This is a genomic window from Pseudarthrobacter niigatensis, assembly GCF_030812615.1.
Classification (GTDB): Bacteria; Actinomycetota; Actinomycetes; order Actinomycetales; family Micrococcaceae; genus Arthrobacter; species Arthrobacter niigatensis.
In genome coordinates this window covers 401,777-425,374 of sequence record NZ_JAUSTB010000002.1, presented here as the reverse complement: position 1 = coordinate 425,374, position 23,598 = coordinate 401,777, and the positions used below count along the sequence as shown (strand labels likewise).

At 67.2% G+C, this 23,598-nt stretch carries 18 protein-coding genes and 2 tRNA genes; 6 read left to right on the top strand and 14 right to left on the bottom strand.

Annotated elements, in window-relative coordinates:
• Window positions 1-108: 108 nt before the first annotated feature.
• A tRNA-Glu gene (locus J2T23_RS05005) sits at window positions 109-184 on the bottom strand.
• A gap of 128 nt (window positions 185-312) precedes the next feature.
• Window positions 313-384, bottom strand: a tRNA-Gln gene (locus J2T23_RS05000).
• Window positions 385-695: 311 nt separating this feature from the next.
• Here J2T23_RS05000 and J2T23_RS04995 point away from each other — a divergent pair.
• Window positions 696-2,252, top strand: coding sequence for a hypothetical protein (locus J2T23_RS04995; protein WP_307357691.1), 1,557 nt, complete (start codon window positions 696-698; stop codon window positions 2,250-2,252).
• Window positions 2,253-2,331: 79 nt separating this feature from the next.
• On the opposite strand, the gene J2T23_RS04990 is transcribed toward J2T23_RS04995, so the two are convergent.
• Genes J2T23_RS04990 through J2T23_RS04975 form a run of 4 tightly spaced genes read right to left on the bottom strand, consistent with a single transcriptional unit; the run spans window position 2,332 to window position 6,249 of the window.
• Window positions 2,332-3,069 carry an HAD family hydrolase gene (locus tag J2T23_RS04990; protein WP_141181786.1) on the bottom strand — a complete coding sequence of 246 codons (738 nt, stop codon included), beginning with the start codon at window positions 3,067-3,069 and terminating at the stop codon, window positions 2,332-2,334.
• A complete protein-coding gene (gene gltX, locus J2T23_RS04985) occupies window positions 3,069-4,583 on the bottom strand; it encodes a glutamate--tRNA ligase (RefSeq protein ID WP_307357686.1) in 1,515 nt (504 codons plus the stop codon). Before gltX ends, J2T23_RS04990 begins: the two co-directional genes overlap by 1 nt.
• A gap of 57 nt (window positions 4,584-4,640) precedes the next feature.
• Window positions 4,641-5,417: a fumarylacetoacetate hydrolase family protein gene (locus J2T23_RS04980; RefSeq protein ID WP_056335278.1), complete on the bottom strand. Its 777-nt coding sequence runs from the start codon at window positions 5,415-5,417 to the stop codon at window positions 4,641-4,643.
• A 10-nt stretch (window positions 5,418-5,427) separates the two neighbouring features.
• Window positions 5,428-6,249: an MBL fold metallo-hydrolase gene (locus J2T23_RS04975; protein WP_307357684.1), complete on the bottom strand. Its 822-nt coding sequence runs from the start codon at window positions 6,247-6,249 to the stop codon at window positions 5,428-5,430.
• A gap of 132 nt (window positions 6,250-6,381) precedes the next feature.
• Here J2T23_RS04975 and J2T23_RS04970 point away from each other — a divergent pair, with 132 nt between their 5' ends.
• On the top strand, window positions 6,382-6,975 hold the full coding sequence (locus tag J2T23_RS04970) for a hypothetical protein (protein ID WP_307357682.1): 594 nt from the start codon (window positions 6,382-6,384) through the stop codon (window positions 6,973-6,975).
• Between the two features lie 81 nt (window positions 6,976-7,056).
• Here J2T23_RS04970 and J2T23_RS04965 read toward each other — a convergent pair whose 3' ends face one another.
• Window positions 7,057-8,169: a branched-chain amino acid aminotransferase gene (locus tag J2T23_RS04965; RefSeq protein WP_141181789.1), complete on the bottom strand. Its 1,113-nt coding sequence runs from the start codon at window positions 8,167-8,169 to the stop codon at window positions 7,057-7,059.
• A 104-nt stretch (window positions 8,170-8,273) separates the two neighbouring features.
• Window positions 8,274-9,326: a 3-isopropylmalate dehydrogenase gene (locus J2T23_RS04960; RefSeq protein ID WP_307357679.1), complete on the bottom strand. Its 1,053-nt coding sequence runs from the start codon at window positions 9,324-9,326 to the stop codon at window positions 8,274-8,276.
• A 150-nt stretch (window positions 9,327-9,476) separates the two neighbouring features.
• Here J2T23_RS04960 and J2T23_RS04955 point away from each other — a divergent pair, with 150 nt between their 5' ends.
• The 4 genes from J2T23_RS04955 (at window position 9,477) to J2T23_RS04940 (ending at window position 14,810) form a co-directional block, all read left to right on the top strand.
• Window positions 9,477-10,667: a sensor histidine kinase gene (locus J2T23_RS04955; protein WP_307357677.1), complete on the top strand. Its 1,191-nt coding sequence runs from the start codon at window positions 9,477-9,479 to the stop codon at window positions 10,665-10,667.
• A 2-nt stretch (window positions 10,668-10,669) separates the two neighbouring features.
• Window positions 10,670-11,398 (top strand): response regulator, encoded by a 729-nt coding sequence (locus J2T23_RS04950; RefSeq protein WP_307357675.1) that lies wholly within the window; start codon window positions 10,670-10,672, stop codon window positions 11,396-11,398.
• A 101-nt stretch (window positions 11,399-11,499) separates the two neighbouring features.
• Complete coding sequence (locus J2T23_RS04945; protein ID WP_307357673.1) at window positions 11,500-12,276, top strand: ABC transporter ATP-binding protein; 777 nt, start codon at window positions 11,500-11,502, stop codon at window positions 12,274-12,276.
• 2 nt (window positions 12,277-12,278) lie between these two features.
• Window positions 12,279-14,810 carry an FtsX-like permease family protein gene (locus J2T23_RS04940; protein ID WP_307357671.1) on the top strand — a complete coding sequence of 844 codons (2,532 nt, stop codon included), beginning with the start codon at window positions 12,279-12,281 and terminating at the stop codon, window positions 14,808-14,810.
• Window positions 14,811-14,898: 88 nt separating this feature from the next.
• On the opposite strand, the gene metG is transcribed toward J2T23_RS04940, so the two are convergent.
• The 6 genes from metG to ilvN form a co-directional block, all read right to left on the bottom strand.
• On the bottom strand, window positions 14,899-16,458 hold the full coding sequence (metG, locus tag J2T23_RS04935) for a methionine--tRNA ligase (RefSeq protein ID WP_307357669.1): 1,560 nt from the start codon (window positions 16,456-16,458) through the stop codon (window positions 14,899-14,901).
• Between the two features lie 36 nt (window positions 16,459-16,494).
• The gene (locus tag J2T23_RS04930) at window positions 16,495-17,250 is read right to left on the bottom strand and encodes an ABC transporter ATP-binding protein (RefSeq protein ID WP_141160114.1); all 756 of its coding nucleotides are present in this window, start codon (window positions 17,248-17,250) and stop codon (window positions 16,495-16,497) included.
• Window positions 17,247-20,045, bottom strand: coding sequence for an ABC transporter permease (locus J2T23_RS04925; RefSeq protein ID WP_307357667.1), 2,799 nt, complete (start codon window positions 20,043-20,045; stop codon window positions 17,247-17,249). Before J2T23_RS04925 ends, J2T23_RS04930 begins: the two co-directional genes overlap by 4 nt.
• A gap of 216 nt (window positions 20,046-20,261) precedes the next feature.
• Window positions 20,262-21,851, bottom strand: a complete 1,590-nt coding sequence (serA, locus tag J2T23_RS04920) for a phosphoglycerate dehydrogenase (RefSeq protein ID WP_141160112.1) — start codon at window positions 21,849-21,851, stop codon at window positions 20,262-20,264.
• 124 nt (window positions 21,852-21,975) lie between these two features.
• The gene (gene ilvC / locus J2T23_RS04915) at window positions 21,976-23,001 is read right to left on the bottom strand and encodes a ketol-acid reductoisomerase (protein ID WP_141160111.1); all 1,026 of its coding nucleotides are present in this window, start codon (window positions 22,999-23,001) and stop codon (window positions 21,976-21,978) included.
• An 84-nt stretch (window positions 23,002-23,085) separates the two neighbouring features.
• On the bottom strand, window positions 23,086-23,598 hold the full coding sequence (gene ilvN / locus J2T23_RS04910; protein ID WP_141160110.1) for an acetolactate synthase small subunit: 513 nt from the start codon (window positions 23,596-23,598) through the stop codon (window positions 23,086-23,088).

The window sequence follows — 23,598 nt, the reverse complement described above, 5'->3', positions numbered from 1 at the left end:
GGGAGGTCGGCCCCGGCGCGTCGGCGGAACGTGATGGGAGTCTGCGCGACAGGCTCATTTGCTGGGATGCCAAAATGGCCCCGGGCTGTTGCCCGGGACCATTTCCGATGGTGACCCCAGCGGGATTCGAACCCGCGTTACCGCCGTGAGAGGGCGGCGTACTAGGCCGCTATACGATGGGGCCGTGTACTTCCGACAGCGTTTCCGCTGCTCAAGCTCAGTGGGTATTTCACACACCTTGCCGTGGTTTCAAATCGGAAAACCGAGTGGAAACCGCCTGTTTTGCAGCTGAAATCAGCTACTAAACAAGAGCTGGGATACCAGGACTCGAACCTAGAATGACGGTACCAGAAACCGTAGTGTTGCCAATTACACCATATCCCAATGGCACTTTCGGGCCGGTTTTCAGGGCTTTTTCCCTGCTCCGTGCGCCTCAGCACGAGAAATTACTTTACCCGAGACTTTCGGCTCGCACAAATCGGGCGCCACGGCGCGTCCGGACCATTGCGTGGACCGATTGGAATAAACCCTTGCCCACCCTCCGGTCCTATGGTTACCCTCGAGTAAGTTACCCATCGGTAACAATCTCCCTGTCCCGCATGTTGGGTCACCCACGAGGAAAACGGGAACGCCCTACCAGCCACGGTTTCGCCCCCGGGCAGCGTCGTCCGGCGGAAAGTTAGGAAGTGTCAGCGTTGACAACCCGCACAGCAACCATTGCCGCAGCAAAACCCAGACCCCGGTCACAGTCCATCGCCATCACCGCGTTGTCCCTGTTGCTTGTCCTTTTCCTTGCGTTCTACACCTACCTCACCGGCCAGATCTCCAACGGCGCGGCCCAGCTCATGGACGGCGCCGAGCAGGCCGCAGCGGGAGCGTCGCAGCTCAAGGACGGTTCCGGCCAGCTGGCCGCAGGGGCCGGCGCCGCGAATAAAGGCGCCGGCCAGGTGAAGGACGGATCGGTCAAAGTCAAGGACGGCAGCACGGCATTGAACACCGGGGCCGCAACCCTGCAGGCGGGCGCGGGGAAGATCTTTTCCGGGGTCCGCGACCAGCTCGCACCTGGGGTGGATAAGCTGCATGCCGGGACCACGAAGCTGCAAAACGACGTCCTGAACAAACTTGTTCCGGGTGTCTACCAGGTGGATGACGGCGCCCGGAAGCTCCAGGCAGGCGCCGTAGCCCTCTCAGCGGCACTGACTCCCACAGCTTCCGGAAACGCACCGAACAACCTTGCAGACGGCGCGGGGCAGCTGGCAGCGGGAGCGGGCCAGCTCGCGGGCGGCGCCGGACAGCTCGACGCCGGTGCCACCAGCTTGACCGCGGGGACCGCCGCGCTGAAGAACGGCACAGCCCAGTTGAAGGGCTACCCCGGCGCGGGCAACGACCCCACAAAGGGCGACGGACTCGCCGCGCTCAGCCAGGGCCTGGACCAGCTTGAAGCGGCCGCGAACGGTCCCCAGGGCCTGGTGCCCCTGGCGGTGATCAAGGACCAGATCGCCAAGCTGGCCGACGGCGGGCGCCGTGCCTATGCGGGAGCGGGCCAGCTTGACGCGGGGGCAGCAAAACTTAACGACGGCGCCGGGCAGCTTAAGGCCGGAACCGGCAGCCTGGCCGCCGGGGCCGGCCAGTTAAACGACGGCGCGGGCCGGTTGAAGGCGGGCTTCGCTACCCTGGCGGAAAAGCTCAATGCAACGGACCCGCAGAACCCGGGCGTCGTACTGGGCACGTCCATGCTGGCGGAAGGCACGGCGAAGATCAGGGTGGGAATGGATGGTGTCCCCGGCAACCCGGACAGCCCGGGCCTGATTTACGCGGCGAACAACCTGCAGGACGGCACCACCAAACTCAGCGCGGGGATCAACGGCGGCGGCGACCCGGAGAACCCGGGACTGCTGGCCGGAACCGAGGCGCTCTCGGACGGCACCGTTGCGCTAAGCCGCGGAACAGGTCAGCTGCAGGCGGGATCAGCCCAGCTCGCTGACGGAACCGGGCAGCTGGCCGACGGCAACGGCAAGCTTGATGACGGCTCGGGCAAACTGGCCGACGGCGCGGGGAAACTGGCCGACGGCAATTCAAGGATCGCCGCCGGCACGCAGGAGCTGCACTCCAAAGTGGCTGCTGTCTCTCCGTCGTCGTGGCTGGACAACCCTGTGGTCGCGCTGCTGCTGGTGGCACTTCTGGTGGCCTCCGCCGTGGGGGCCTACCTGCTCCTCCGCAGGCGTTCCCTGCGGCCCGCCGCAGCAACCTGACGCAGCGGCCTGACGGAGGACGCGCCGACGGGCAACGACCGCGGTCCTGGGACAGGACCGCGGTCGTTGTGTACGAAGGCTACTGCAGCAGCTGGGCCAGGGAGGCGACGATGCCGCCGTCGAAATCCTCGACGACTTCGCCCCCTCGGTTGAGCCACACGCCCACCAGGCCGGCCGCCGTCGAGCCCTCGGCATCCAGCAGCCGGTTATCGCCCACGTACAGTGTCTCCGAAGCGGGCGTGCCCAGCAGCCTGACCCCCTCCAGGTACATTGCCGGGTGTGGCTTGGCCACGCCAAGCGTGTCGGTACCCACCAGGTGGACGATCCGTTCCAGTCCGGCGCCGTCCAGTTTTGCCCGCTGGTAATCGTGGACGTTGTTGCTCACTGCCCCGTAGGGGACGCCCGCGCTGTCGAGGACATCCAGCAGGGGCAAAACGTCGGGAAACGCCTTGACGTACGCGGGTTGCTTCTCCACGTAGGCGCTGAGCCACCGGTGGGATTCCTCACCGTCGGCCAGTTCCACGCCGAAGTGCCCCAGGGCCGCCCTGCCCCGCAGCAGGCGCTGTTCGTTGAACGTCAGCTCACCTGCAAGGTACCGGTCGTAGTAATGCGTGGTTTCGTGGGTGAAGATCCGGCCGAACCGCTCCCACCCGGCCTGGTCCAGGCCGGGGAGGAGGTGTTCACTGACCTCGCGCAGGGCGGTGGTCATCGAATATTCGAGGTCCACCAGGGTGTCATCAATGTCGAACAGGACGCCGCGGACAGCGCCGAAGGGCGTCTGCAGCACGCCGGTGCGTGCTTGGCTGGGAGCGGCCATCAGCCGCGGAAGGCGCGGAGCCGGCGCAGGGAGGACTCCTTGCCCAGGATCACCATGGACTCAAACAGCGGCGGCGACACGCGGCGGCCGGAAACGGCCGTGCGGACCGGGCCGAACGCGAGGCGCGGCTTGATGCCCATGTTTTCCACGAGGGCCTCCTTGAGTGCGGCCTGGATGTTCTCCGCCGTCCAGTCCGCCACCGGTTCCAGCGCGGCAAGTGCGGCATCCAGCACCTCGGAGAGGTTCGCGGGGAGGCCCTTGCGCGCGTCGTCGGCAACGTCGACGGCGTCGTCCGCCTTGAACAGGAAGGCCAGCATCTCCGGCGCTTCCCCCAGCAGCGTGATGCGCTCCTGGACCAGGGGTGCCGCTTCGGTGAGGATCTCCTCCTCGCGGTCGGTGAGGATCTCCCCCACCAGGCCGGCTTCGCGCAGGTAGTGTGCCACGCGGTCGCGGAAGTCCTTGGGTTCAAGCATCCGGACGTGGGTGCCGTTGATGGCTTCGGCCTTCTTCAGGTCAAAGCGGGCAGGATTGCCCAAGACGTCATGGATGTCGAAATGTTCAACGAGCTGCTCCACCGTGAAGATGTCCTCGTCTGCACTGAGGGACCAGCCCAGTAGGGACAGGTAGTTCAGCAGCCCCTCCGGAATGAAGCCCCGCTCGCGGTGCAGGAACAGGCTGGACTCGGGGTCGCGCTTGGAAAGCTTCTTGTTGCCCTGGCCCATGACGTACGGCAGGTGGCCGAATTCCGGCATGTACTCGGCAACGCCGATGGCGTAGAGGGCCCGGTAGAGGGCGACCTGGCGCGGCGTGGAGCTGAGCAGGTCCTCGCCGCGGAGCACGTGCGTGATGCCCATCAGTGCGTCATCCACCGGGTTCACCAGCGTGTACAGCGGTGCGCCGTTGGCCCGCACGACGGCGAAGTCGGGGACGGATCCTGCCTTGAAGGTGATGTCGCCGCGGACCAGGTCGGTGAACGTGATGTCCTCGTCCGGCATGCGCAGGCGAAGCACAGCCTGCCGGCCCTCGGCCCGGTACTGTGCCAGCTGCTCCTCGGTCAGGTGCCGGTCGAATCCGTCATAGCCCAGCTTCGGGTCCCTGCCTGCGGCACGGTGGCGTGCCTCGATCTCCTCCGGGGTGGAGAAGGACTCGTAGATGAATCCGCCCTCGTGCAGCCTCTTGATGACGTCCTGGTAGATGTCGCCGCGCTGGGACTGCCGGTACGGCTCATGCGGGCCGCCCACCTCCACGCCCTCGTCCCAGTCGATGCCCAGCCACTTCAGCGCGTCGAGCAGCTGGTGGTAGCTTTCCTCGCTGTCGCGTGCCGCGTCCGTGTCCTCGATCCGGAAGACCAGCGTGCCCTTGGTGTGGCGCGCGTAGGCCCAGTTGAACAGCGCCGTCCGGATCAGTCCCACGTGCGGGGTGCCCGTCGGCGACGGGCAGAAACGGACCCGGACGGGAGTTTCGGCGGTGACGGGCGGGATGGAGGCGGCAGGTGACGAAGAAGCGATACTCATAGTGGCTTCAACTTTACCCGCCCCGCCGGGCCCCGCTTTCCGACCTCGGGTAGGGTGCTAGCGGCGGACGATCGGGTTGGACAGCCGGCCGATGCCCTCGATTTCCACCTCGAAGCGGTCGCCCTCCTTGACCAGCCCCACGCCGGCCGGCGTGCCGGTCATGATCACGTCGCCGGGCAGCAGGGTGAAGGCCTGCGACACTACGGAGACCAGTTCCCGCACGCCACGGATCATCTGGCTGGTGCTGCCGTCCTGGCGCACCTCGCCGTTGAGCCGGCCCTGGATCTGCAGGTCCTCCGTGTCCAGGTCGGTCTCGATCCAGGGACCCAGCGGGGCGGAGGTGTCGAAGCCCTTGGCGCGGGTCCACTGCAGGTCGGTTTTCTGCACGTCACGGGCAGTGAGGTCGTTGCCGCAGGTGTAGCCGAAGATGACGTCGTCCACGCGGTCTTCCGGCACATCCTTGCAGATGCGGCCGATCACCACGCACAGCTCAGCTTCGAAGGAGACTTCCTCGGAGAACTCCGGCAGCACTACGGGATCATTGGGACCAACGACTGCGGTGTTCGGCTTCAGGAACAGCAACGGCTGGGCAGGTACCTCATTGCCGAGCTCATGGGCGTGCTCCACGAAGTTCCGGCCCACGCCGATCACCTTGCTGCGCGGAATGATGGGTGCAAGCAGCCGGACGTCCTCCAGCTTGTGGCGCACGGACGTGCGCTCCACACCGTTGAAGAAGGGGTCGCCGTGGATGACAGTGATTTCCTCACTGCCTGGCTCACCTTCCACAACGCCGTACAGGGGATCGGAATCGACGACAAACCTGGCAATACGCATGGCTCCTACCCTACCGTCCCCGCAGGGCGGGCCGCCCTTCGCTTCCGCCGCCGCGCAGGTAGGAAAGCTGCGCTGCCACGGACAGTTCGGCCGCACGCCGGACGGAAGGGCCGACGTCGGCATAGACGGCGTCAGCCACCTCCCCTATGGACGCGTCCCGGCCCAGCCGGTCAAGCACGGCACGGATCTGCGCCAGCCGCTCCTCCCGGTGCGCCCGATAGCCGCGGGCCGCAGACTCCAGGGACGCCAGCACCGGGCCGTGCGCAGGAAGTACCGTGGCAGGCCCCAGGGACTCCAGCAGGTCCAGGGAGGCGAGGTAATCGCCCAGCGTCCCGTCCGGATAGTCCAGCACGGTGGTCCCCCGGCCAAGGATGGTGTCTCCCGTGAGCACAGACCCGTGCTGCCCGTCCGCCGGCAGGTGGAAACAGGCGGAGTCGGAGGTGTGGCCCGGCGTGGCTGCCACCAATATCTCCAGCCCTGCCGCCCGGATAACTTCCCCGGACGCCAGGGGTTCTCCCCCGCCATGGCAGTGGTTGGCATCCATTGCGCGGACTGGTGCGCCGGTGAGCCCGTGCAGGCGCGCGGACCCCGCGGTGTGGTCCGCATGCCGGTGGGTCACCAGGATCAGTTCGACGACGCCGGCACCGGCCAGTGCCTGCAGGTGCGGTTCATCGTCGGGTCCTGGGTCAACCACCACGACGGCGGACTGGCCGGGGGCGCGCAGGAGGTAGGAGTTGGTGCCGTCCAAACTCATGGGGCCCGGATTGGGGGCAAGGAAGAATTGCGTAAGCGCGCTGCTCCGCTGCAGGACCGGGCCGGGATGGAAAGTCACTGACCCATCCTTGCATCAACGGCTGGTCCTCCCCAGCCCCTCACATCCCCGGCAGCGGAATAGAACGGCACGAGCTTCGGGTTGGCACCAAGGACAGCACCACGATCTCCAGCAGGAAGCCGGACACCACCCATGAGCACAGCATCACTGACAGACCTTCTCGCCCAGGCGGACGCCGACGGCCACGACCATTCGGCCACCGAAAAGGCCACGGGGCTGCTGCACATCCACAACCACGCCACGGGCAGCATCATCTGGTTCCCCACGTGGAAGAAGTTCCGGGAAACCCGGGACTGGACCGATGCCGTCGGCAGCGTCGCCGCGGAACTGGCCGATGCCTCCGCTCCCGCGGACCAGGCCGGCTCGGCGCTGCTGGCGGCGGATCTGGAGACGCTGCTGGAAGAGGCTTCCCGGTCCAGCGATGCCAGTGTGTTCGTGCAGGAGAACCTCACCAGCCACCTGACCCGGACCTGGGCCATTGGCGACGCCGTCGCCAAGGCCAACGGCAAGGACCTGTTCAGCAGCGGCACCACCCCCTCCGTGTACGCCGGCTACCCCTACGACGTCTACGCCCAGGACGGCGGCGTCTTCGCCACCACGCTCTGGAACGACCTCATCGACGCCCGGCGCAACAGGGCCTTGGCGGAAGAGGCGGCCCGGAAGGCACTCAAGCCCGTGTCCCGCAAAGCCATGAAGAACGCTGCGCGGAAAGCCGCGCGCCGCTGACATCCTGCCGCCGGAAGGAACACAAAACGGCGCCTGCCGGACCAAAGTCCGGCAGGCGCCGTCGTGCGTTGAAGCTTGAAACTAGGCCAGCCGGGTGAGCCAGCCGTGGGTATCCGGCTCTGCGCCGGTCTGGATGCCCAGGAGCTTCCCGCGGATGGCCATGGTGACCTGGCCGGCCCTGGCGTCCTCGGAACCGATGAACTCGGTGGCGTCCTTCAGGACCCCGATGGGGGTGATCACCGCGGCCGTGCCGCAGGCGAAGACCTCGGTGATGTCCCCGGAGGCCACGCCGTCGCGCCATTCGTCCAGGGTGATCTTCCGCTCCGCCACCTCGCGGCCCATGTCCTTGGCCACCTGGATCACTGACATCCGGGTAACGCCTTCGAGGATGGTGCCGGTGAGGGCGGGCGTGGCCAGGGAGCCGTCCTTCATGACGAAGAACACATTCATGCCGCCCAGCTCTTCCACGGCGTTGTCGTTGGCCTGGTCCAGGAACAGCACCTGCTTGCAGCCGTTGGCCTCCGCCTCCTGCTGGGCGATCAGCGAGGCCGCGTAGTTGCCGCCGCACTTGGCGTCGCCGGTGCCGCCGCGGCCTGCACGGGCGTAATGGCGCGAGATCCAGATGGAGACGGGCTTGAGCTCCCCGCCGAAGTAGTTGCCGGCCGGCGAGGCGATCACCCGGAAGGACACTTCACGGGCGGCCCGGACACCCAGGAAGGCCTCGGTGGCGATCATGAAGGGCCGCAGGTACAGGGCTTCGCCGTCACCGGAGGGCACCCATTCCTTGTCCACGGCAACCAGTTCACGGATGGCGCCAAGGAAGTATTCGGCCGGCAGTTCGGGCAGGGCAAGGCGGCGGGCAGACTTGTTCAGCCGCGCCGCGTTGGCCTCGGGGCGGAAGGTCCAGACGGAGCCGTCGGCGTGCCGGTAGGCCTTGAGTCCTTCGAAGATCTCCTGGCCGTAGTGGAATACGGCAGCGGAAGGGTCGAGGACGATCGGGCCGTACGGTTCGATCCGGGCATCGTGCCAGCCGCCGTTGCCGTCCGCGTCCACGCTGTAGTCGACGATGGCGGTGTGGTCGGTGAAGTAGTTGCCGAATCCCGGGTTTGCCAGGATGGCTGCACGCTCTTCGGCGGACTTCGGGTTCTCCGAGGGCTGCCGGGTGAATTCGACGCCATGGGCGGTCTGAGTCATGGTTCCTCCACGATCGGCCGCCCCGGGGTTCAGCGCTGAACGGCGAGGCGGCATTTGGTGATTCGAGTCAAGCTTACGCCCGAAGCCGGGGCCCCCGGCGTGGGCTAGAGTCCCGCGGCGATGGCGTCGCCGACGGCGCTGGTGCTGCGGGCCTTGCCATCGCGCTTTTCGACGTCCGCAACCACAGCGGCTTCGATCCGGCGTGCGGCTTCTGCGTACCCCAGGTGGTCCAGCAGGAGTGCCGCGGAGAGGATGGCGGCGGTGGGGTCGGCCTTGCCCTGGCCGGCGATGTCCGGCGCCGAACCGTGGACCGGCTCGAACATGGACGGCGCGGTCCGGTCCATGTTGATGTTGCCGGAGGCCGCCAGGCCGATGCCGCCGGTGATGGCGGCAGCGAGGTCCGTGATGATGTCGCCGAACAGGTTGTCGGTGACGATGACGTCGAAGCGGGACGGGTCCGTGACCATGAAGATGGTGGCGGCATCCACGTGGAGGTAGTCGTGGGTGACCTCAGGGAATTCCTGGGCCACGGCTTCGACGGTGCGCTTCCACAGGTGCCCTGCGAAGACCAGGACGTTGTGCTTGTGCACCAGGGTGACGTGCTTGCGTTCCCGCAGGCTGGCACGGCGGAACGCGTCGCGGACCACGCGCTCTACGCCGTGGGCGGTGTTCAAGGAAACTTCCGTGGCTACTTCATGCGGGGTGCCCGCCCGGAGCGTGCCGCCGTTGCCCACGTATGGCCCTTCGGTTCCTTCGCGGACCACGATGAAGTCGATGGTGCCGGGGTTGGCCAGGGGGCTGCCGACGGTTCCGTAGAGCCGGGAAGGCCGCAGGTTGACGTAGTGGTCCAGGCTGAACCGGAGCTTGAGGAGCAGTTCGCGCTCGATGATGCCGGACGGAATGCGGGTATCGCCGGGGGCGGCACCCACCGCGCCGAAGAGGATGGCATCGCGTGTCTTAAGGTCTGCGAGGACCTCGTCCGGCAGGGTCTCGCCCGTGGCAAGCCAGTGCTCGGCGCCGAGTTCGTAGTGGGTCGGCTGGAGCTCCACGCCCTCCGCCGCCACAGCCTTTTCCAGGACTTTGAGGGCCTCGGCGATGACTTCGGGGCCGATGCCGTCGCCCGGAATAACTGCAAGATCGATGGAGGATTTGCTCATATTTTCAGGGTAGCCAAGTCATCCATATGGTGGGCAAACCGTCCCACATTTCGGACACCTGGTCCTGAGTCGCCGGTGGAAGGCAACAAGCGGAGCGAGATCAGCCCCAGGTATGAGGCACCCGCCACCGCAACAGCATAGAGTTCCGGGGTGGAGTTACGGCACAAGGTTTATCACTGGCTCCGGGTTAACACTTTTCGGGTGGACCTGGTCTTCATGCTGGCGCTCCTGCTTTTCTGCGGCCCGGTATACCTCATGGCAGACCGCCCCTGGCACTTCGTGCTGTCCAGCGCCCTGGTGGTGCCGCTGGCATGGCGGCGCACCAGGCCGGTGCCTGCAGCCGGCGCCACTTTACTGGCATCCCTGGCGTTGTGGGCAACCGGGCTGGAGCCCCTGGCGGGATTGGTGGCTGTTCCGCTGATCATCTATGCCGTTGCCGCCTATGGTCCTGCCTGGGCCAGCCGGTCGGTCCTGGTCCTGGGCTTGCTGGGCGGGGTCCTGCTGACCAGCCGAAACCTCAGCAGCACAGCCCAGACCGGCGTGCTGGGCCTCACCATCAGCGCCGTGTACACCGTCCTGATCTGGATGCTGGTCCTGTTCAGCTGGACCCTGGGGGACCTGACACGCGTGCGCCGCCAGCAACTTCAGACCCTCGCGGACCGTGCCCGCCGGCTCGAAATCGAACAACAGCAGGAACGCTCGCTGGCCGCCGCCGATGAACGCGCCCACATTGCCCGTGAAATGCACGACATCGTGGCGCATTCCCTGTCCGTAATCATCACCCAGTCCGACGGAGCACGGTACGCCGCGGCGGCCAACCCGGCCGTGGCCACGGAAACGCTGGCCACCGTCGCTGCCACGGCACGGACATCGCTGGCGGAAATGCGCCGTTTGCTGGGCGTGTTGCGGCACGGCGATGAATCCACCACCCGCCCGTTGCCCGGGCTTGCGGACCTTGATGACCTGTTCCAGGGGTTCCGCGCGGCCGGACTGCCGCTGGACATCGAACAGCTGGGATCGCCGCGGCGCACCCTGCCGGCGGGCGCCGAACTCACGGCGTACCGGGTCCTCCAGGAATCCCTGACCAACGTCCTCAAACATGCAGGCCCGCTGGCCCGGGCCCGGGTTTCGGTCCGGTGGCAGCAGCGGGGGCTCCAGATCGACGTGCACGACGACGGCCGGGGCGCATCTGCCGATCCCGCGGCAAGTGGCGGGGACGGAGGTAACGGGCTGCGGGGCATGCGGGAGCGCATCAACCTTTACGATGGTTCCTTGGTGGCCCGCCCGGCCGCTGGCGGGGGCTTTCAGGTTTCGGCCTTCCTCCCCTACACAGAGGCTTGAGCATGACATTGACAGTAGAACGCGACGCTGCGTCCCCGATCCGGGTGGCGCTGGTCGATGACCAGCAACTCGTGCGCTCGGGATTGGGCATGCTGATCAATTCCCAGCCGGACCTTGACGTCGTGGCCGAGGCGGGCAACGGCCTCGAAGCACTCCAGGCCCTCGGCGCGGCAGCCGCCGACGTTGTCCTGATGGATGTACGCATGCCCGGGATGGATGGCATTGAAGCCACCCGCCAGCTCATGGAACGCGCCGCTGCCGCTCCTGCCGGGTCCGCCAGGGCTGACCTTCGCGTTGTCGTCCTGACAACGTTCGACCTGGACGAGTATGCGCTGGCTGCCATCCAGGCCGGAGCCAGCGGCTTCCTGCTCAAGGACGCTCCGCCGGAGGAACTGCTGGACGCCATCCGGACGGTGCACCGCGGCGACGCCGTCATCGCACCCTCCACCACCCGCCGGCTCCTGGACCACGTCGCGCCGCTGCTGCGCGCCCAGGGCAACGAACGCCCCGAAGAATACGCGGCCGTCGCACGGCTCACGGCCCGTGAGCGCGAAGTGTTCACGCTCATGGCACATGGGCGTTCCAATCCTGAGATCGCGGCAGGCCTGTTCGTCTCCGAAGCGACCGTCAAAACCCACGTGGGGCATATCCTGGCCAAACTGGGGGCGCGGGACCGGGTCCAGGCTGTCGTGATCGCCTACGAGACCGGCGTGGTCACCCCCGGAGGGTAGTTCCCGCAGCACCAAGGTCAGACCTGGGTATGAGCCCGCCGCCGGCAGGACCAGACCACCGGGCGATCCCCCGGCACGGTGGCCCGCCATAGCGTGGAACCATGACAACTTCCATGCATGCCCACCCTGCTTTGAACAGGGAAAACGCCGCTTCCTCCCCCGCCGTCCAGGCGCTGTCCCTCACCAGGAACTACGGCCGCGGCGCTACCAGGGTCAGCGCCCTGCGCGAGGTCAGCGTCAACTTCGCCGCAGGCCGCTTCACCGCCATCATGGGACCCTCCGGCTCAGGCAAGTCGACCCTGATGCACTGCCTCGCCGGCCTGGACACCGCCGACTCCGGCCAGATCCTGGTGGGTGGGACGGACATCACGGCCTTAAACGACAAGCAGCTCACCACGCTTCGCCGCGACCGGATCGGTTTCGTCTTCCAGGCCTTCAACCTCGTGCCCACCCTGACCGCTGAACAAAACATCACCCTGCCGCTGGCACTGGCAAACAAGGCCACCGATACCGCCTGGTTCGACACGGTGGTTGCCACGCTTGGCCTTAGGGACAGGCTCCGGCACCGGCCGCACGAGCTTTCCGGCGGCCAGCAGCAGCGGGTGGCCGTGGCCCGGGCCCTGCTGACCCGGCCCGACGTCGTGTTTGGGGATGAACCCACCGGCAACCTTGATTCAACGGCTGGTGGCGAGGTCCTGGCACTGCTGCGCCGCAGCAGCCGGGAAATGGGCCAGACGATCATCATGGTCACCCACGATCCGGTGGCGGCCAGCTACGCCGACCGGGTGGTCCTGATGAGTGACGGCGGCCTGGTAGGCGAGATCGCCGAGCCCACAGCCGGGTCCGTCCTCGCTGCGCTCGGCAAGCTGGGAGGCTGAGCATGCTGCGCGTTGCCCTCTCGCAATTCCAGTCCCACAGCCGCCGGTTCATTGCCGTCGGCCTGGCAGTGATGCTGTCAGTGGCTTTCCTGTCCACCACCCTGATGGTTGGGGCCAGCACCCGGGCGTCGCTGGGCGCCAGCCTCGGCGAGGCCTACAGCAAGGCAGGACTCGTCGCGCTCCCGGACACGGGGACCTTCGATGATGCCGCGCTGGCAGCGGTCCGTGCCGTGCCTGGCGTGACGGAGGCCTACGGCCGGCTGCAGGCCTATGCGGAGTTCACCGCCGCCGGCCAGGAGGTGTCCGCCCAGGCCCGGAACCTTGCGCCTGCAGCCCTGGAAACCGCCGCCGTGACCGACGGCGTTCTTCCGGAACGTGCTGACGGCGTCGCCGTGGACGGGGCCACGGCCGCCCGCTACGGGCTGCAGGTCGGCGACCCACTGCTCCTCAGGGGGCCGGACGGCGCGGTAACGGTGGCGATGACCGTGACCGGGATCCTGCGCGGCAGCAACGACCCCTTCGCCTCTGCCCTCCCCCAGGTCCTCGCGGGGACACCGGCCGTCAGCGCCCTGGCAGCGGGCACACCGGGCCCGGGAGCCGGGACGGGCGATGCCGCCGGATACGGGAGCATCCAGCTCGCCCTGGCCCCGGGTGCGGACGCCGCCGAAGCCGGCCGGAACGTACTGGCAGCCCTTGCGGTCGCCGGCACCGGCGCCCAGGTCAAAACCGCGGACGAGCAGGTTACCGCCCAGGTGGCGATGATGACCGGAGGCCAGGACGAACTGACAATCATCCTGCTGGCTTTCGCGGGCGTGGCCTTGCTGGTCTCCGGCCTGGTGGTGTCCAACACCTTCGCGGTGCTGGTGGCGCAGCGCACCAGGGAACTGGCGCTGCTCAGGTGCCTGGGCGCGGGCCGGAGCCAGGTTCGCAGCTCGGTCCTGGCCGAAGCCCTGGTGGTGGGCCTGGTGTCGTCCGCGGCGGGCGTGCTCGCCGCGGTTGGCCTGATGGCAGCCCTGATCGGCTGGGCCGGAATGCAGCCGGACATGGCCTTTGCCACCATGGCCGTCCCGCCGTCATCCGTCATCGCGGGGCTGGCAGTGGGTACTTTGCTGACCGTGGGCGCCGCCTTGGTTCCGGCGAAGGCGGCCACGGCCGTGGCTCCGCTTGCTGCACTCCGGCCGGCTGACGATGCCGGAATCGGGAACCGGCGCGGCCGCGTGCGGCTGGTCCTGGGCCTTGGCGCCCTGGCCCTCGGCGTCCCGCTGCTGGCGTTCGGCGCCGCGGCCGTGATGCTGGTGGTGGCTTTTGCCGGCGGCGTGCTGTCGTTCGTCGGAGTCCTGCTCTGCGCCACCCTGTTCGTGCCGCGGCTGGTGGGCCTCGCGGGAGGGCTGGCTGCCCCTGCAGGCGTACCCGGGAAGCTGGCAGCGCTCAATGCCGTCCGCAACCCGGCCCGGACCTCCGTCACTGCTGCCGCCCTGCTGATCGGCGTCACGCTCGTATCCCTGATGATGACCGGAGCCGCCACGGCCCGCCAGGCATTTGACGACGCCCTCGCCGGGACTTACCCCGTGGATATGGCCCTTACCGGGGATGCACTGACAGACGCTGGGCGTGACGCAGCAGCACGGGTGGACGGCGTCGCAGCTGCAGCCCTGCTGCCGGCAGCAGGCACCATGCGCGCCGGGGACATGGAAGGTCCCGTCTACGCCCTTGACGCGGCGGAGGCCGGCCAGTTGCTCCGTGACACGACGATCACCCTGGAGCCAGGCAGGATCTACCTGCCGGAAGGCTCCCCGGCCGGCTCCGTTGAGGTCAACGGCACTGCCGGAACGGTCACTTTGGAAGCCGTGGTGCTGCGGACCCGCAACATCCCGGCCCTGGTGTCCACCGACACCGCCCGCCGGTTTGGCCCGCTGCGGGGAGTTTCCTCAGCAGACACCGCAGGAACCGATGTCACCGGACCGGCGGCAAGCGCCATCTGGCTGCGCCTTGCGGACGCTCCGGCCAACGGGCCGCTGTCCGCGGACCGGATCAGGGACATCCAGTCCGCTGTTGCCGGGGCAGCAGGCGTGTCCGTCGGAGCCGTCAGTGGTGCCGCCATAGAACGCGTCACCTTCAATGAAGTCATCGACGTACTGCTCCTGGTGGTGACCGGCCTGCTGGGGGTGGCAGTGCTGATCGCACTGATCGGGGTGGCAAACACCCTGTCGCTGTCCGTGCTCGAACGGACCAGGGAGAACTCCCTGCTCCGGGCGCTGGGCCTCACCAAAGGCCAGTTGCGGGGGATGCTTGCCCTTGAAGCGGCCCTGGTGGCCGGCGTCGCGGCGCTGCTCGGGGCTGCGCTGGGAACCCTGTACGGGTGGCTGGGCGCCAGGTCTGCCCTCGGCAGCCTGGCCGAGGTCACGCCTTCCGTCCCCTGGCTGCAACTGCTGGGCGTGCTGGCGGTGGCCGTCGTCGCCGGCCTGCTCGCGTCGGTCATTCCTGCCCGGCGGGCGGCACGGCTGTCACCCGTCCAGGGGCTCGCCGCCGCCTAGCGGCCTCGGCTCCCAAGGCTCCCGGAACGGAAAAGGGGCAGGTGCCGCGGAAACCCGCGGCACCTGCCCCTCTGCGCGCGCCGAAACCTCAGGCTTCGGCAGGTTCCTCGAACTTCGGGAAGACGGGGGCGGGGGCGGGCAGTGCGGTGCCGGGCACGATGGGGGTGGCGATTGCCGTGAACTGCCTGGCCCCGCCGTCGGCCTGGCCCAGCGCGTCCAGCAGCTTGGCGGATGCGCCGGGCATGACCGGCTGCGCCAGGATGGCCACGATCCGCAGGACCTCCAGCGTCACGTAGAGCACGGTGTCCATGCGCTCGACGTCGGTCTTCCGCAGCACCCAGGGCGCCTGCTCGGCGAAGTAGGCGTTGGTGTGGTGCAGGACGCCCCAAATTGCCTCCAGGGCCCGGCTGAACTCCTGCTTGTCGAAGGCGGCGCGGGCGGCGTCCAGCAGGCCGTTGGCCTGATCAAGGATGGCCTGGTCTGCAGCCGCGAACTCCCCGGGGGTGGGTACCGCGGCGTCACAGTTCTTCGCCACCATGGACAGGGACCGCTGGGCCAGGTTGCCGAAGTTGTTCGCGAGGTCCGCGTTCATCCGGCCCACGATGGCCTCGTGGTTGTAGCTGCCGTCGGCGCCGAACGGGACCTCGCGCAGGAAGAAGAACCGCACCTGGTCCAGGCCGTAGCGGGCCACGAAGTCCGCCGGCGCCACCACGTTGCCCAGGGACTTGGACATCTTGACCCCGTTATTGTGCAGGAAGCCGTGGATCATCACGCGCTTGGGCAGTTCCAGCCCGGCACTCATCAGGAAGGCGGGCCAGTAGATGGCGTGGAACCGGGAGATGTCCTTGCCGATGATGTGGACGTCGGCGGGCCAGTACTTCCGGAACTTCTCCGAGTCCACATCCGGGTAGCCGACGCCCGTGAGGTAGTTGGTCAGCGCATCCACCCAGACATACATGACGTGCTTGTCGTTGCCGGGCACGGGAACGCCCCAGTCGAACGTGGTCCGGCTGATGGACAGGTCCTCCAGGCCGCGCTTGACGAAGCTGATGACCTCGTTGAACCGGTACTGGGGTGCGCCGAACTCCGGGTGGGATTCATACAGTGCCAGCAGCTTGTCCTGGTAGGCGGAGAGCCGGAAGAAGTAGCTCTCCTCCGCCGTCCACGTCACCTCGGTGTCCGTCTCTTTCGAGTAGCGCACGCCGTCGTCCTTCACCACCGTCTCATCCTCGGCGTAGAAGGCCTCGTCCCGCACGGAGTACCAGCCCTCGTATTTGTCGAGGTAGATGTCGCCGTTGGCTTCCATCTTCTTCCAGATGGCCTGCGAGGCCGCGTAGTGGTCTTCGTCGGTGGTGCGGATGAAGCGGTCGTAGCTGATGCCCAGGTCGGAGTGCGCAGCCTTGTAGACCTCTGCGTTCCGGTCCACCAGTTCCTTGGGCGTGATGCCTTCCTTCTCCGCGGTCTGGGCAATTTTCATGCCGTGCTCGTCGGTGCCGGTCAGGAACATCACGTCATAGCCGTCCAGCCGCTTGAAGCGCGCCATGGCGTCGGTGGCAATGTACTCGTAGGCGTGCCCGATGTGCGGTACGCCGTTGGGGTAGGTGATGGCCGTGGTGATGTAGAACGGCGTTTTCTCTGGAGCAGTCACGGTGCGGACGGTTACCTTCGGTGCGGGGTGGGCGGACTAGATCAGTTCTGTCAGGGTATCGCTCAGGCGGACCAGCTCGTGGTCGTGGGAGGCCACCAGGACGGCGATGCCGTCGGAGGTGGTGTCCTTCAGGATGCTGATGATGCGGTTGGCGGAGGCACGGTCCAGGGAGGCGGTGGGCTCATCCACCACCAGGACCCGGGTGCCGAGGATCAGGGCCCGGGCAATGGCCACGCGCTGCCGCTCACCGCCGGAGAGCTGGGCGGGACGGTGCCGCATGCGGCGGCCCAGGCCCACCAGGTCCAGCAGGTCCTTGGCCATGTCGCGGCGCTGGTCCACCTCGCCGTCGGGAACGGCAGGCAGGAGGACGTTCTCCAGGGCGCTCATGCCGTCGATCAGGGCACCGCCCTGATCCACGTAACCGATCAGGGCACGACGGCGGTCGGCGATTTCGTCGTCGCCCATGCTTTCGAGGGAATCGCCTTCCCAGAAGACGCGTCCCGACGTCGGCAAGGTAAGGCCCGCGCCGACGGTCAGGATGCTGGTCTTGCCGGAACCGCTTCGGCCGGCGACGCAGTGCATCTCGCCGGCGTGCAGGGTCAGGTCGAAGCCTTCCACCACGCTCACGGCTTCGGCGCCGCCCTTGCCGCCGCCGTAGCGGATGGTGATGTCGCGCATCTCCAGCGGGGTGGCGTGGTCAGCCGACTTGACGATGGTGTTGGCCCGGGTCTGCAGGGGGACCTCGTTGGAGCCGCTCCTGCGGCTGCGCTGGACGTTCGTCGGGTTTGTCATTGGACCACTTTCGTTGCAATCGGTATCCAGCAAATTACAGCCACCAGCCCGGCTATTGCAGCCCAGATGGCTGCGTAGGGGGCCAGCAGCAGGCCGATGCCCAGGGCGCCCAGCACGCCCAGCGGCAGGGCCACGGTTCCCACCAGCGCGTTCTCGAACAACCGCACCTGGCGGAGCATGTCCGGGTTCCAGCCCATGGCCTGGAGGATGCCCAGGTACTGGCGTTTGGCGTTGAGCTCGAACCGGCCCGTCACCAGGGTCAGGACCAGCCCCACTGCCACGCCGGACAGTGCCAGCAGGATGCTTGGGAGCGTCACGCTGGCGGCGGCCAGGCCGCTCAATGCGCTGGCACCGGCGGCGCGGGGAATGTCGATCAGGAGGGCAATCAGGCCGCCCACTGCCGCGCCGAAGACACCGACCGCGACGGCGAGCGACAAGGTGTTGAACTTGTTGGTGCTCAGCTGCCGGTTGGCGAAGGTGAGCGGCGAATCGACGGGGATGAGGCGTTCGTCGTGCTGCGGTTCCTGGTCGATCACGTCGCGGTGGCGCAGCTGCCGGGCGGCGAACAGCGCTGCAGCACAGTAGAGCACCAGGACGGCGGCGCACACCAGTGCGGTGGCCAGGCTCCAGCTCAGCAGGCTCAGCACGATGCCCGCGGCGGCAAGCAGCACGGCCCCGACGCCGAATTCCTCGAGTACCCAGCTTCGGATCCGGCGCTGGGTCCAGCCCATGGCCCGCAGGGTTCCGGCCTCACTGCGGCGTTTACGGATGTAGCTCACAGTCGAGGCGCCGGTGAGGAGTGCCGCCCCGCACAGCGTCAGGAACAGGAGGGTGATGTTGGTTCCCGAAAGTGCCCCCGCCACGGCCTCCGCGGAGTTCTGGCGGACCCAGGACTGCTGGACCGTGCCGAGAGCCGATTCCTTTCCGGCGCCGTCCTTGGAGTAGCCGGGAACGAAGATGCTGGTGTCCTCACGGGCGGAACCCGCCACCACGGTGGCGTCAAGGCCCATGTCCCGGATCTGCGCGGCGAGCTTCTCCACCTCAGGCTGGGCGTCCTTCCAGCTGCCCGGCGCCTTGGCGCGGACGCGGACGGCATCGATGACGGCGGCGTTCTGCTTGTAGCCGCGCGCGGCGGCGAGTCCGTAGAAGTCCGTGATGGCACCGGCGGACTGGCTGGCCAGTCCGGTGGCGCTGAGCGACGGCTTCAGCTCCGCGGCTGGAACGTCCTTGCCGGAGGCGTCCTTTGTCAGGGTAAACGGGGTGGGATCGTAGCCGCCCAGCGGCAGCTTGTTGACGTCGCCGGAGGCGGCCTCCACCGCGGCGGGGTCGAACGTACCGTAGACCATGGGCAGCGGCTGCGCAGACTGCTGCTGGCCGGTGGGCAGGTTGTCGCGGTAGGACCGCTCGTCAACCGGATTGCGCTGGGTCTGGTCGACCGGCGCGCCGTTGGACGCCTTGTCGGGAAGTCGGTTGACGGTGACCCAATCCCCGGGAACTGCCGTCTTGTCCACGGCACCGTTGGACGCGGTGTCTCCGTCTGTGTACTTGGGGGCGCCGGCGAAATTGGTGCTCCACTTGGCCGGAGTGTACAGGCCCGGGTTGAAGTTGCCGGTGGCGCCCAGCAGCGAGGAGTGGTCGGTCGAACCCGGCCAGGACAACACGAAGGGGTCCTTGGAAACAAACGGCAGGTAATCCTTGCCCAGGGATTTCGAGACGGTGCCGACGTCCTTGACGACCTTGCCGGCGTCGTCAATTTCCTCGATCTTGACGTTGTACTTGAGGTCCAGCGAGGTGCCGGAGCGCACGATCAGCGGTACCGCCTGCGAACCGGTGGTCAGCTGGCCGTTGCGCTTGGCCTGCTGGTACTGGGTCATCAGGGGCGCCCAGTACTTGAGCTTAACGCCCAGGAAGTCGGGGCCTTCCTTGAGCTGGTCCATGCTGATGCCGCTCGTGAAGAGGCCTTCCAGGTAGCGGCCCACGGCGCCGGCGTCGCGGGCATCAGCCGGCGGCGCCTTCTCCAGCGGAGCCAGGAAGTCGCCGGCGGAACCGAGGAGCGCCCGCTCGGCGGCAGGGTCCACGGCCACGACGGATTCGGTGACCTCGGGGGCCATCGGGAGTGCCACGGAGAGGTTGAAGAGGTTGTGCTCGGACCCGCCGGCGGGCGCAGGGAACTTGATGCCCGTCTCCCCTGCCGGCGCGGCGATGCGGATGCTGCTGCCGCCGGCGGCCTTCTCCTCGACGAGCTTCGCCTTGCCCAGCGTGCCCTCGGCCGTGGTCTTGAACAGGGTTTGCTCGGAGTTCCCGTCGGAGCTCACGGCGCTGGCGGTGAGGCGGTACTTCTTGGCGGCATCGGTCAGGACGGACTCCGCTGCCGGCCACTTGTCCGGGGCGGTGGCGCCGGCGGCCTGGTCCGCCGTGGCGGTGCCGGCCAGTCCGGCGTTGTAGCCCAGGTAATCCATGGCGTCGAGGCGGGGCGTCTCCAGGTTCTGGGTGACGCGCGAGACCAGGCTGATGGGGGCAGCCACGGACGTGCCGGACAGCTTCCGGATGGAGTCCAGCTGGTCGAAGCCGATGCCGCCCGCGCCGTTGGCGATTTCGGGCTGCAGAAGCGCCCCGGAGGGCGCCTTGGCCTGGACCAGGATGTCGTAGAGCCCCCTCGAGTTTTCATCGACCGTCCGGTTGAGCGCAGCCTGTGACTGGCTTTGGACGACGACCGACAAGCACATGGCTGCGATCAAGATGGCCGCGGTCAACAGCAGCACCCTGCTTCTGATGAACCTCTGGACGGCGTTCATGGAACTCCCTGAAACCTGGATTGCGTGCGCGCACTTCCGTCCCCCGGGCAGGCGTGGGCAATGACGGACGGATGTGCAAAAGGTATTGGCCGGCCTGCCGGCTACGGTCCTGAATAAGGACCCAGCCATTGTAAGCAGACCGGCCAATCATACGTGGATCCGCCGGGTCATACCCCCGCGGAGGAGCGGCTACGGCGTTTCGGCCGGTGTGTCGCGCTAGTCTTCCAGGTCCACTTCCCGGACCATCTCGGCGCCGATACCTGCCTTGATGGCGTCCAGCACCTGCTGCGGAACGGAGCTGTCGATGGTCAGCAGGGCGAGGACCTTGCCGCCCTCATCGGAGCGCGCAACCTGCATGCCGGCGATGTTGATGTTGTTCATGCCCAGGATGTGGCCGATGGTTCCGATCACGCCCGGCCGGTCGGTGTAGGCAACCACCACGAGGTGCTCGCTGATGGGGATTTCCACCTCGAACCCGTTGATGCCCACCAGCTTCTCGATCTGCTTGGGGCCGGTCAGGGTGCCCGCCACGGAGATCTGGCTGCCGTCGCTGAGGGCGCCGCGCAGGGTCAGGACGTTGCGGTACGACTCAGTGTCGGGGGTGGTGATGAGGCGGACATTGATGCCGCGCTGCTCGGCGATGACGGGTGCGTTGACGTAGGAGACCTGCTCGGTCACCACATCGGCGAAGATGCCCTTCAGCGCGGCGAGTTCAAGCACCTTGACGTCGAGCGAGGAGATTTCGCCGGCAACTTCGACGTCGAACTGGGTCAGGGAGGCGTGGGTCAGGGCAGTGAAGATGCGGCCCAGCTTCTCGATCAGCGGGATGCCCGGGCGGACGTCGGGGGCGATGACGCCGCCGGCGACGTTGACGGCGTCCGGCACGAGCTCGCCCGCGAGGGCCAGGCGGACGGACTTGGCCACGGAGACGCCGGCCTTTTCCTGTGCTTCGTCCGTGGAGGCGCCCAGGTGGGGGGTGACCACGACGTTGTCGAGCTTGAAGAACGGCAGGTCGGTGCTGGGTTCCTTGGCGAAGACGTCCACGCCGGCACCGGCGATTTCGCCGTCCTGCAGGGCCGTGAAGAGTGCTTCTTCATCGACGAGGCCGCCACGGGCGACGTTGACCACGTAGGCGGTCGACTTCATCTTCTTGAACGCGTCCGCGCCCAGCATGCCCACGGTCTCGGGGGTCTTGGGCATGTGGATGGTGATGAAGTCGGACTGTGCCAGGAGTTCGTCCAGGGTGACCAGCTGCACGCCGAGCTGCGCGGCACGGGCGGACGTGATGTAGGGATCGTAGGCAAGGATCTTGGTGTCGAAGCCCTTGAGGCGGGCTGCCACCAGGGCGCCGATGCGGCCCAGGCCGATGATGCCGATCTTCTTTTCGAACAGTTCGATGCCGGTGTACTTGGAGCGCTTCCATTCGCCGTCCTTGAGGGCGGCGCTGGCCTGCGGGATGTGGCGGGCCAGGCTGAGGATGTGGCCCACGGTGAGTTCGGCGGCGGACACGATGTTGGACGTGGGGGCGTTGACCACCATCACGCCTGCCTGGGTTGCGGCCTTGATGTCCACATTGTCCAGGCCCACCCCGGCGCGCGCGATGACCTTCAGGTTCTTGGCCGCGGCGATCGCTTCGGCGTCCACCTGGGTGGCGGAGCGGACCAGGATGGCGTCTACGTCGCTGATCGCCGAGAGCAGCTGGGAACGGTCTGCGCCGTCGGTCTGTCGGATTTCAAAGTCCGGGCCAAGGGCCTCGACGGTGGCGGGGGAAAGTTCTTCGGCGAGCAGTACTACGGGTTTTGACACGGCTGATCCTCTGCGTTGCAGTCCTGGGGATGGAAACAAGTCTAGGCGGACGGAAAGGCCGGGCTCACATTGTTAAGTGTGAACCCGGCCTCACCATTTGGGTAAAAGCGGTGGCGCGGCAGCCTTAGCGGGCCGCGGAGCCTTCCACGTAGTCCACGTCCTGCTGCTGCCAGGAGAACAGGGAGCGCAGCTCGCGGCCAACGGCCTCGATGGGGTGCTGCTCGGCCTTGGCGCGCAGTTCCTTGAACTCGACGGCGCCGTTGTCCTGGTCCTCGATGAAGCGCTTGGCAAACGCGCCGGACTGGATGTCGGCCAGGACGGCCTTCATGTTTTCCTTCACCTCGGGGGTGATGACGCGCGGGCCGGAGACGTAGTCGCCGTATTCTGCCGTGTCGGAGACGCTCCAGCGCTGCTTGGCGATGCCGCCTTCCCACATGAGGTCGACGATGAGCTTGAGCTCGTGCAGTACCTCGAAGTAGGCGATCTGCGGCTGGTAGCCGGCTTCGGTGAGGGTCTCAAAACCGTACTGGACCAGCTGGGAAACACCGCCGCACAGTACGGCCTGCTCACCGAAGAGGTCCGTTTCGGTCTCTTCGGTGAAGGTGGTCTTGATGACGCCGGCGCGGGTGCCGCCGATGGCCTTGGCGTACGACTTGGCCAGCTCCCAGGCGTTGCCGGATGCGTCCTGCTCCACGGCGATGATGTCCGGGATGCCGCGGCCGGCTTCGAACTCGCGGCGCACGGTGTGGCCCGGAGCCTTCGGGGCGATCAGGATGACGTCGACGCCCTCCGGAGCCTGGATGTAGCCGAAGCGGATGTTGAAGCCGTGGGCGAAGGCCAGTGCCTTGCCGGGGGTCAGCTTGTCCTTGATGGAGTCGTTGTAGATGGCGCGCTGGTGCTGGTCCGGTGCCAGGATCATGATGACGTCGGCCCATTCGGCGGCGTCGGCGACGTTCTTGACCGTGAAGCCGGCGTCCTCGGCCTTGGCGGTCGACTTGGAGCCGTCCTTCAGCGCGATGACGACCTCGACGCCGGAATCGCGCAGGTTGAGCGCGTGGGCGTGGCCCTGGGAACCGTAGCCAACGATGGCAACCTTGCGGCCCTGGATGATCGACAGGTCGGCGTCATCGTCGTAAAACATTTCAGTCACTTGCGTAACTCCTCTTGAGTGGTTGTAGATAGTGGTCTTGCGGTGCTGCGGTTACGGGCGCGTGGTCCCGCCTGGAGGCAACGCCTAGGCGGAGCGGAGCGCCCGGTCACTCATGGAGCGGGATCCCCGTCCAACGGCCAGGGTGCCGGACTGCACAATTTCGCGGATGCCGAAGGGCTCCAGCACTGAAAGCAGGGCTGTGAGCTTTTCGGGATGGCCGGTGGCCTCGATGACGACGGAGTCGGTGGATACGTCGACCACTGAGGCGCGGAACAGGTCTGCGGCCTGGGTTACCTGCAGGCGTGTTGCGGCATCCGCACGTACCTTGACCAGGATGTGGTCGCGCTGTACGGAAGATTCGGGGGTGAGCTCAACGATCTTGATGACGTTCACCAGCTTGTTGAGCTGCTTGGTGACCTGTTCGATCAGGTCGCCGTCGGCGTCGACCACCACCGTCATGCGGGACACGCCCGGCACTTCGGTGGGGCCAACGGCCAGGGAGTTGATGTTGAAGGCGCGGCGGGCAAAGAGGCTGGCCACGCGGGTCAGGACGCCGGGCTTGTCCTCAACCAGGACGGAAAGTGTGTGGCGGGTCAT

What these genes read in the sequence shown, in the direction of transcription:
- J2T23_RS04990 (WP_141181786.1), bottom strand. Translation starts at nt 3,069, where the DNA reads ATGGCCGCTCCCAGCCAAGCACGCACCGGCGTGCTGCAGACGCCCTTC.
- gltX (WP_307357686.1), bottom strand. Translation starts at nt 4,583, where the DNA reads ATGAGTATCGCTTCTTCGTCACCTGCCGCCTCCATCCCGCCCGTCACC.
- J2T23_RS04980 (WP_056335278.1), bottom strand. Translation starts at nt 5,417, where the DNA reads ATGCGTATTGCCAGGTTTGTCGTCGATTCCGATCCCCTGTACGGCGTT.
- J2T23_RS04970 (WP_307357682.1), top strand. Translation starts at nt 6,382, where the DNA reads ATGAGCACAGCATCACTGACAGACCTTCTCGCCCAGGCGGACGCCGAC.
- J2T23_RS04965 (WP_141181789.1), bottom strand. Translation starts at nt 8,169, where the DNA reads ATGACTCAGACCGCCCATGGCGTCGAATTCACCCGGCAGCCCTCGGAG.
- J2T23_RS04960 (WP_307357679.1), bottom strand. Translation starts at nt 9,326, where the DNA reads ATGAGCAAATCCTCCATCGATCTTGCAGTTATTCCGGGCGACGGCATC.
- J2T23_RS04950 (WP_307357675.1), top strand. Translation starts at nt 10,670, where the DNA reads ATGACATTGACAGTAGAACGCGACGCTGCGTCCCCGATCCGGGTGGCG.
- J2T23_RS04945 (WP_307357673.1), top strand. Translation starts at nt 11,500, where the DNA reads ATGACAACTTCCATGCATGCCCACCCTGCTTTGAACAGGGAAAACGCC.
- J2T23_RS04940 (WP_307357671.1), top strand. Translation starts at nt 12,279, where the DNA reads ATGCTGCGCGTTGCCCTCTCGCAATTCCAGTCCCACAGCCGCCGGTTC.
- J2T23_RS04930 (WP_141160114.1), bottom strand. Translation starts at nt 17,250, where the DNA reads ATGACAAACCCGACGAACGTCCAGCGCAGCCGCAGGAGCGGCTCCAAC.
- J2T23_RS04925 (WP_307357667.1), bottom strand. Translation starts at nt 20,045, where the DNA reads ATGAACGCCGTCCAGAGGTTCATCAGAAGCAGGGTGCTGCTGTTGACC.
- ilvN (WP_141160110.1), bottom strand. Translation starts at nt 23,598, where the DNA reads ATGACCCGCCACACACTTTCCGTCCTGGTTGAGGACAAGCCCGGCGTC.